Here is a 2,666-nt window from a genome sequence, read left to right as displayed (position 1 = left end):
TATCGATTTGCATAAAGTGATTACTCGCCCAAACGTGCAAATTCTTTTTGTATTCGCCTAGGCGGTAGCCTAGTTTTAAAAACGTTTGATTTAGACTTGCCGTCATATCTGTGATGTGCGTTTGGTGATAGTTCGTGCGCATAGTTTTGTTTATGCGGAAGGCATCACTAAAGGCCTTTGAAAAACGATCGAAATTTTGCTCCTCTTGCTCAGTCAAAAGGAAACTTTGGATATAGGCTTTTTTAAATTCCTCGTATCGATCGCCCATTTTTTTTTCTAGTTCTTTTGCCGCGTTTAGCACCTCGTCGACGTATTTGTCGTCCAGCTCGCCCTTGACCGGGAAAATATTTATGAAGTTGCCTTCGATATCTTGCGCCATTATCTCGGCTTTGATTTGCCGAAATTCTTTGATAGGTAGATTTTGTTTAAATTTATCTAGCTTTGCCGAAAGGTTCGGGAAGTATTCGCATATCTCGTCTATAACGACGTTCGTCGGTTCAAAACAACTAAAAGCGACCGTCTCGAGCGGACTAACACCCTGAAATTTAAAGGCGAAGTCGTAAAGATAATCGCTGATGTCGTAGCCTTTTGAAAAGTTTTTGCCTATCATATAAAATAGCACGATGCGGATGCTTTTGGCGACGTCTTTCAGCTCGTAAAATTTCTTGATAGCGTTTTCGTAGCCCGCCTCATCATGATCAAACCAGATAAAAACGTGCTTGTCCCTCAAAAGCTCTTTGTACTCTTCCCAGCTGGCCGTTACGCCGCCTAAAGTCAAGGCGCATACGTCAAAGCACATCAGATTGAGCGCATCTTTTTCGCCCTCGCAAATAACTACCTTATCGCCTTTATAGTCGGCGTAAAAATTTAGCGGAAACGGACTAGCGTGCGCGCCGCTCTCGCCGATCCATTTGCCCGGCATTCGCTCGTTTGAAAGCTCTCCCTTATACGCATCGTAAGCAAATTTCTCTCTATATTTGATATTTACCGGCGCGCCATCTGCGTCTCTGATGATGATAGCCAGGCTTTTATGCTCAAAGCTATAACCGATAAGTTCGCGGCTATATGCGTCAAAGTTATCGCTAGGCGTCGGGAATAGGGCCGAAATTTGATCCTTGATCAAATCGTAATTTTTTAACTTATTTTCCACGAGCTGCGGGGCGGTTTTAGCCAACCTAAATTTAAGTTTGGCTTCCTTGTTCGCGCGCTCGGCGGCCTCTTTTTTCATACGAGCTTCATTTTCGGCTTTGAGCAGGGCTTGGTGCGCCTCGTAGGCTTTCTTTTCCTCTTCGGTCATCTCTTTTGCGTTGATAGTATTTGGGATGCCGAAATGGTCGCAAACTCTTTTGGCCGCTTGAAGCGGCGAAATTTGCTCTTTTAGCTCCACGAATTTAACGATATCGCCGCTAGTATTGCAAGCGAAGCACTTGAAATACGTGCCGCTAGCGTCGGAGTTAATGCCTAGGCTAGGCGTGGCATGGCCGTGATCGTGAAACGGACAAAACGCATTGCCCCCTTTAAACTCGATGCTATAAACGCTCTGAATAAAATCTTTAAAATCGTGTTTTGATACCGTTTGCTTTATTGTTTGAAAAATGCTATCGCCGCTCATTATTTTTGCCTATCCCACTAGTTTAAATTGTCCGATTTTGGCCTTTTGAATTTGCCAAAAAATCATCTTTATAACATTTACGCTCATTGCGTTCCCGGCTTGCTTATACGCCTGCGTATCGCTTACTACGATTTTGAAACTCTCGGGAAATCCTTGCAAGCGTAAACACTCCTTAGGCGTGAGCTTGCGTATGCGCTCGCCTTTTAGCGGATTGTTTCTCTCGAGGACATATCCCTGGTTAAAACCTCTTGCCTTTTGCAATATCTTCGGCGTATGTCCGCCGCCTGTTGCGGTAGTCAGCGTTGGAGCTATTCCGCAGGTATCATATATGCGCCTTATGCTCTCGTTTCCTTTTGCGTCAAGCTCGCCGACGACCCTGATAAAAGTATCTGTCCTGCGATGGCCTGGATTCGTTGTTATAGTGGTCGCGATACCTTCGTTTTCGTTTCTAGGCTCAAATTTGCCGTTAAATTTCGGATGTTTGCTGTGGAAATACGCAAGGGCTTTGTCGCTGAGAAAATATTTTTCATCGACATCCCGGTCAAGATAATCCGCCAGTTTGCCGCAGCCCGTCTCGGGCGCATAAGAGAAGGCGTGGTATTCGTCAATATCCAAAAACCCCACGATATACAATCGTTCTCTGTTTTGCGGTATGCCGTAGTCTTTCGTGTTGAGAATTTCGGCGTGGCAATGATAGCCTAGCCCGCGCAAAGCGTCCAAAAATCTTTGATAGCTTTTGCCACCGTTGATTGACACAAACCCTTTGACGTTTTCATAGACAAAAACGCTAGGGCGGGCTTCGCTAACCACTCGGTAAAATTGCCATATCAGGTTGCCCCTCTCGCCGTTCTCGCCTGCGCGTTGCCCTGCTATTGAAAAGTCTTGGCAAGGACTGCCGCCGATCAAAATATCTATTTGCCCGGCGTAAGCTCTAGCGTCAAGACCGCAAACATCCTCGTAAAAAACTATCGGGGCTTCGTGATTGGCCAGATAGCTTTGGCGTGCATATTTGTCTATCTCGCAGGCGAATACCGTCTCTACCTTGCCGAATACT

At 45.6% G+C, this 2,666-nt stretch carries 2 protein-coding genes; both read right to left on the bottom strand.

The window, feature by feature from the left end; all coding sequences use genetic code 11:
- The coding region (locus Q0200_RS07225) for a CHC2 zinc finger domain-containing protein (protein ID WP_297939638.1) at positions 1-1,612 on the bottom strand (1,612 nt) is incomplete at its 3' end.
- Positions 1,613-1,621: 9 nt separating this feature from the next.
- A partial coding sequence (gene dcm, locus Q0200_RS07220) for a DNA (cytosine-5-)-methyltransferase (RefSeq protein WP_297939635.1) occupies positions 1,622-2,666 on the bottom strand: 1,045 nt, incomplete at its 5' end.

This window comes from uncultured Campylobacter sp. (assembly GCF_938045225.1).
Classification (GTDB): Bacteria; Campylobacterota; Campylobacteria; order Campylobacterales; family Campylobacteraceae; genus Campylobacter_A.
The sequence above is the reverse complement of the archived record's forward strand: the minus strand, read 5'-3'. Positions and strand labels throughout refer to the sequence as shown.